5 protein-coding genes are annotated in these 6,588 nt (G+C 70.6%); 1 reads left to right on the plus strand and 4 read right to left on the minus strand.

Features of this window, described 5'->3' with window-relative positions:
* The first annotated feature begins 64 nt into the window (after positions 1-64).
* On the plus strand, positions 65-1,459 hold the full coding sequence (locus tag QZT59_RS09740; RefSeq protein ID WP_290814930.1) for an NAD(P)/FAD-dependent oxidoreductase: 1,395 nt from the start codon (positions 65-67) through the stop codon (positions 1,457-1,459).
* A 137-nt stretch (positions 1,460-1,596) separates the two neighbouring features.
* Here the strand turns inward: QZT59_RS09740 and QZT59_RS09745 are convergent, their stop codons facing one another.
* From QZT59_RS09745 to QZT59_RS09760, 4 genes are all read right to left on the minus strand, one after another.
* Positions 1,597-2,619, minus strand: a complete 1,023-nt coding sequence (locus tag QZT59_RS09745; RefSeq protein ID WP_290814933.1) for a 3-oxoacyl-ACP synthase — start codon at positions 2,617-2,619, stop codon at positions 1,597-1,599.
* Positions 2,616-4,280, minus strand: coding sequence for an AMP-binding protein (locus QZT59_RS09750; RefSeq protein ID WP_290814936.1), 1,665 nt, complete (start codon positions 4,278-4,280; stop codon positions 2,616-2,618). Before QZT59_RS09750 ends, QZT59_RS09745 begins: the two co-directional genes overlap by 4 nt.
* A gap of 37 nt (positions 4,281-4,317) precedes the next feature.
* On the minus strand, positions 4,318-5,502 hold the full coding sequence (locus QZT59_RS09755) for a branched-chain amino acid ABC transporter permease (protein ID WP_290814939.1): 1,185 nt from the start codon (positions 5,500-5,502) through the stop codon (positions 4,318-4,320).
* 280 nt (positions 5,503-5,782) lie between these two features.
* A partial coding sequence (locus tag QZT59_RS09760) for a branched-chain amino acid ABC transporter permease (protein ID WP_290814941.1) occupies positions 5,783-6,588 on the minus strand: 806 nt, incomplete at its 5' end.

Genomic DNA, 6,588 nt, shown 5'->3' on the forward strand with positions numbered 1-6,588 from the left:
CGGTCGGGACGCCGCGTCAGTGCGCGGGTAGCCGAGCGAGGCATGCGTCAACGCTTATCATACGATGGGGAGTATCGAGGACGAGGTACCAGAGATGACGTTAGCAACGGTTCCGAGGTATCGTTCTCCTCGGAACGCCGACGCGGCGGGGGAGGCGGTCGTGGTGGGCGGGAGCATCGCCGGGCTCCTGACGGCCCGCGTCCTCGCGGATCGGTTTCGGGAGGTGACCGTGATAGAGCGAGATCCGAGCCCGACCGAACCGGTCGCTCGCAGGGGCGTCCCCCAGGGTCGGCACGTGCACCTGTTGCTCGAGGCGGGCCGCGTCGTCCTCGAGGACCTCTTTCCCGGATTCGGCGAGGAGTTCGCCGGGGCGGGTGGCGTGATCCTCGACGGCTCGCGCGACGTGGTGCAGTTTCAGGAGGGCGATTTCCTCGCCGACGGGACGCGACGGCTCCCGCTGTACTTCGCGACCAGGCCGCTCTTCGAACAGGTGGTGCGGCGACGCGTCGCCGAACTCGACGGCGTCACGATCCGCGCGAACTGTCGGTGGACCGGGTACCTCGTCGAGGGCTCCGCCGCGACCGTGCGGGGAGTCGAGGTCGCCTCGCCGGACGGCGGCTCGGAGGAACTCGACGCCGACCTGGTGGTCGACGCGACCGGGCGGACGTCCCGGACGCCGACGTGGCTGGAGGCGCGCGGTTACGACGCGCCGGAGACCGACGAGGTCCGCGTCGACATGGCCTACAGCACGGCGCACGTCGAACGGCCCGCCGACGATCGGCGGATGATCCTGGCGGCCCCATCACCCGGGCTCCCCCGCGGCGGGTCGACGTTTCCGGTCGAAAACGGGGGTCGCCTCGTGACCCTGTTCGGCCTGCACGGCGACCACCCGCCGACGGACCGGGACGGCCTGATCGAGTTCGCCGCGGACCTTCCCATCCCGCACTTCGAGCGATATCTCGACGCGCGGACCTGGGTCGGCGAGGACGTCGAGCACTATCCGTTCCCGACCAGCATCCGGCGGCGCTACGAGGACCTCGAGCGATTTCCGGACGGCCTGCTGGTCGTCGGTGACGCGCTCACCAGTTTCAATCCGATCTACGGCCAGGGGATGTCGGTGGCGGCCCTGGAGGCGTTGGTGCTCCATCACGCCCTCGCGGACGGTGGCCGCGAGGAGCTCGCGCTTCGGTACTTCGACCGGATCCAGGACGTCGTCGACGCCGCCTGGCGGCTGTCCGTCGGCGGGGACTTCGCATTTCCGCAAACGGCGGGCCCGAAGCCTCGCGGCACCGACCTGAGTAACCGGTACGTCTCGCGCCTGCTGCGAGGGGCCCACGACGACGAGGTGCTCCGGGAGGCGTTCGTGCGGGTGCTCATGCTGGAACGACCGCCGACGACGCTGTTCTCCCCGCGAATCATGTGGCGCGTCCTCACGCCGACGATCCGAGCGGCGCGGTAGCGATCACGAGAGCCAACCGCGGTCTCGAGCGACGGCGAATCGCCGCCGTACCGGCCGGCGGCGGTTTCCCTCGGTCTCGGCGGGCCGTCGGCCGAACCGCTCATCCGATGCGAGACGCCGGCGAGTTCCCGACGGAGTCATCCCCGCCAGGTCAGTACCGACGCCGACCAGGTGTAGCCCGTCCCCGCGGCGAGGAACCCGACCACGTCGCCGGACTCCAGCAGCCCCGCCCGACGACCCTCCTCCAGCGCGATGATCGGGTCGGCGCTCTGGACGTGACCGTACTCGGAGAGGTAGTGGCCGTCCGTCTCGGGGTCCAGTCCCAGCTCGTCGAAGACGGTCTCGTGGAACGACCGCTTCATGTGGGTGAGCGCGACGAAGTCGAGGTCCGAGCGATCGAAGCCCGAGCGCTCCAGCGCCGCGTCGGCCACCTCGAGGTAGTTCGGCAGCGAGACGGGGGCGAGGCGCTCTTTCATGCCCTCGTGGTCGGGGACGTCGAGGGTGTGCCGGTCCTCCGCGACCGTCTCCCGGCTCGGCGGCTCCAGCGAGCCCCCGGCGTGCACGATCACGTCCCGGGCGAACGAGCCGTCGGTGACGGCGGCGTGCTCGTGGACGATCGCCCGCGCCCGGTCGCCGGGAGTCGCCTCGAGCACCATCGCGGAGGCCCCGCTCCCGAAGTTGAACATGAACGACGAGCGCTGGTTCTCGTAGTCGATGAGATCCTCCTCGCGGCTCGCGGCGACCAGTAACGCCCGGTCGACGTCGCCGACGCGCAGCTGGGCGGCCGCCTGTCGCATCGCGACCGGCGCGCTCGCACAGAGGGTGTGGCTCTCGGTGGCGTAGGCGTTCTCGGCGCCCAGGCGCTCGCCGATATCGGCCGCGGCGGACCAGACGACGTAGTCCTTGTACTCGCTGCCGTGGTAGCACACGAGGTCGAGTTCCGCCGGATCGACCTTCGCATCCTCGAGCGCCGCCTCGCCCGCCGCGACGCACATGTCGGTGACGTGGTCCTCGTCGGGCGGGCAGACGCGCTTTTCCTGCAGACCCATCTTCTCGACGACGACTTCCTCGGGGATCCCGCTGCGCTCGGCGATCTCGGGACCAGTGATGGTCTCGTCGGGGAAGTACCGACCGTAGCCCGTCAGCCCGACCGTCCTCACGCGCCGGCACCCCCGGAGTCGTCGTCGACGCTCCCACGTCCGTCGTCCTCGACATCCGCCGCGTCATCCGTATCGGCGTCAGCCCCACCGCCATCGCCGTACCGCGCCTCCAGCTCGCCCCGGTCGAGCTTACCGGGCCCGCTGGCCGGCAGCTCCTCGACGAATTCGAAGGCGTGGGGGACCTGGAAGTCGGCGAGGCGCTCGCGGCAGTACGCCTCGAGCTCCTCGCCCAGGCCCTCGAACGGATCGTCTATCCCGTCCGTGGCGCCGTCGTCGGGCTCGACGGGTTCGACGACCGCCTTCGGCACCGTCCCCCACTTCTCGTGGGGAACGCCAACGACGCCGACGTCCGCGACGGCCTCGTGGCGCGAGAGGGGATCTTCGATCTCCTCGGGATAAACGTTCTCGCCGCCGCTGACGAACATGTTGTCGGTGCGGCCGGTGATGTAGTGGTCGCCGTTCTCGTCGACCCGCGCGAGGTCGCCGGTGGAGACCCATCCCCCGTCGAAGGTGCCGTCCTCCGTCTCGAGGTAGCCGGCCGCCGTCATCGGCCCGCGGATCTCCAACTCACCCACCTCGCCGGGGGCCACCGGCTCGCCGTCCGCGTCGACGATCCGCGTCTCGCAGTCGGGGAACGGCCGGCCGACGCTCGCGCGGCGCGTCTCGGGAGCCACCTCCCGGTCTGGGTCCAGGTAGAGGTTGTTCGGCCCGCCCTCCGTGAGGCCGTAGCCCTGGCTGAACCGCTGGCCCCGGGCCTCGTAGGCCTCGAACACCTCGGCCGGGGTGGGTCCGCCCCCGCTCATGAACCAGTCGACGGTGGCAAAGTCGGTCTCCTCGAAGCGCTCCGAGGCGGCCATCGCCTGGAAGATCGCCGCGACCCCGAAGACGTGGGTCGCGCCCTCCGCTTCGATTCCGGCCAGCGCTTCGTCCGGGTCGAACTCCCGGTGGAGGACGACTCGGCCCCCGACGTAGAGCGTCGGGAGGGTCAGCAGGTTCCAGCCGCCGGTGTGGAACAGCGGCAGGAGCACCGGCGAGACGTCCCCCTTGCCGAGCCCCCAGGCGGCGACCTCGGTGATGCAGTTCCACTCCACCTGCCGATAGGGCAGGACGACGACCTTCGGGACGCCCGTCGTGCCGCCGGTGTGCAGGTAGAGGACGGGACGGTCGGGGTCGCGATCGACCCGGTTCAAGTCGTCGGGATCGGCCGACGGCTCGTCAGCCGCGAACGCGTCGAGGTCCTCGACGGGACCAGCGTCGGTCGAGTCGGCCTCGGTCCGCGACGACGCTCCGTCGCCGCCTCCGACGAGCCCGGCGAACCGCTCCTCGTAGAGCGTCAGCGCGGGGTCGATCCGCTCGCGCAGCGTCGCGGCGGCGTCGGCGGGCAGCCGGTGGGAGATCGGCGCGAGCACCGCACCGACCTCCAGGCAGCCGTAGAACAGCCCGAGCAGCTCGGGCCGGTTCCGGGAGACGACGCAGACGGCGTCGCCCTCGCCGACGCCGCGGTCGGCGAGCCGGGCGGCGTGGGCGTCCGCCCGCGCGGCGAGGTCGGCGTAGCTGATCGTCTCGTCGCCGTCTTCACGTTGCGTCTCCGACGCAACGCTGTCGACGACGGCGACGCGCGGTCCGTACTGGTCGGCTCGCGGGTGGATCGAGAGCGTCATGGTGTCTGTGTCGCACTGGGGCGAGCGGCCGACGCGGTCAGCGCCGGTATCGCTCGAGGTGATCGGGGAGTCGCTTCGCGACCGTGCCGCCGAGGCGGTCGCGGACGGTACCGAGCAGGCCGTTCGGCACGAACAGCACGAACAGCACGAAGACGATCCCGAGGTACAGCGGCGCGCGGCCGGCGACGGTCGCGTTGATCAGGTCGGCGACGCTGAAGCCGGCGACGTCGGCCGTCAGCACGCCGTCGGGGAGCGTCCCCCGCAGGTAGGGCGCGAGGCCGCCGCTCTCGGAGGAGAGCACGTCCCCAAGCCACTCGTGGAAGACCGTCCCGAACAGGGCGCCCGCGAGGGTGCCGATGCCCCCGATGATGGTGACGATGAGCGCGTCGGCCGTCACCAGGAAGAAGAACGTGTTCTCCGGCGAGACCGACCGGTAGTAGGCTGCGAAGAGCCCGCCGGCGATCCCGGCGAAGAACGCGCTCGCGGCGAACGCGCCCATCTTGAACCAGAAGACGTCGTAGCCGATGGCCTGGGCGCGCTCCTCGTTCTCGCGGATGGCGATCATCACCCGCCCGAACGGCGAGTGGATGATGCGCTGCATCGCGAAGTAGCAGAGCACGACGATCAGCGCGAGCGCGTAGTACGAGGTCATCGTCGCCGACACGTCGAACCCCATCCCGAGGACGTTCTCGAAGCTGTCCCCGGCGAGCCGGCCCACGCCGACCTGGAGCGCGTCGACGTAGGGGACGCCGACGGCGAGCGCGTCGCCGGTGACGGTCGCGCCCTCGCGCGGGTTCGAGCTGACGTACCCCCAGTGGCGGATCGCCTCGTACATCACCTGCGCGAACCCGAGCGTGAGCATCGCGAAGTAGACGCCCGTCAGCCGAAACGAGACGGCGCCGATCGCGAGCGCGACGAGAAACGCCAGGGTCGCCCCGATGACCATCGTGAGCATGAACGGCGTCCCCTCCGGCACGAGCGGGACCTGGTCGTTCGCCGCGAGGACGACGAAGTAGGCGCCGACGCCGAAGAACGCGGCGTGGCCGAACGAGAGGTAGCCGGTGTAGCCGCTGACGAAGTCGAAGCTCATCGCGAACAGTCCGAGGTAGAGCATGGTGATCAGGAACGTCAGCCCGGGCAGGAACGCGTTCACCTCGGCGCCGACCGCGGTCCCCTGCAGCCCCACGTAGATCGGCGGGTAGACGAGGAAGGCGGCGATCACCAGCGCGTGGGCGACGTGGTCGCGCGCGTACTGGCGGAGCCACCCCTCGCCGTCGCCCTCGGCGACCGCGGGATCGTCCGTCTCCTCGCGGTCGACCTCGAGGGTGTCGCTCGCGGCGGCGTCCGCGCCCCCGTCGGTGGCGCTCCTGTCGGCGGATTCGCCGCCGTCGGCGACGAGCCGGTCGACGGACTCGGGAGCCGCGTCCGGTTTGGCCGGCCGGTCGTCGACGGGTTCGGCGTCAGTCGACCGCCCCTCGTCGGGCCGGTCGTCGGCGGGCGGGCTAATGGCCGCCCACCTCCTCGACGCCGAAGATCCCCTGCGGGCGGACGATCAGGACGATCACCAGCAGCAGGAAGATCGTCACCGCGGGCAGCCCCGGGTTGTCGACGATGCCGGTCGTGAACAGCCACGTCGTGAACGAGTCGGCGACGCCGACGATCACGGCCGCGACGAGGGTGCCCTTGAACGAGCCGAGGCCGCCGATGATGACGACGACGAACGCGTACAGCAACACGTCGATGTTCAACAGGACGCTCGGGCCCCACAGCGGGTCCCACATGAGGAGGACGCCGCCGAGCCCGGCGAGCCCCGTCCCCAGGCCGAAGACGATCGTGAACGCCTTGCGGACGTCGACGCCGAGCGCCTCGACCATCTCGGGATCCTCGCTGCCCGCGCGGATGTACAGCCCGTACAGCGACCGCGTGAGGAACAGGTAGACGCCGAGCGCGACGACCGCCCCGAGAACGATCTCGAAGAGGTACAGTCCCCGGATGTTCGCGCCGAAGACGTCGTACCGGCGGGACAGCGCTCCCGGGATCGTTCCCATCGGCGCCAGCCACTGCGGTTCCGGCTGAACGCCCTGGAGCGTGGCGACGATCCGGGTCAGCTCCTCCAGAATGAGCGCCACGCCGAACGTCAGCAGGATCTGGTACATCGGCGTGCGGTCGTAGATCGGTCGGACGAGTCCCACCTCGATGGCGCTGCCGGCCGCCGTGAGCGCCGCGAAGACGATCGCAGCGGCCACGAAGAAGAACGCGATCGTCGTGAAGGGACCGGCGCCCCCCGAGACGGCGAGCACCATCAGGA

It is taken from the genome of Halovivax sp. (genome assembly GCA_007119345.1).
Taxonomy (GTDB): Archaea; Halobacteriota; Halobacteria; order Halobacteriales; family Natrialbaceae; genus Halovivax.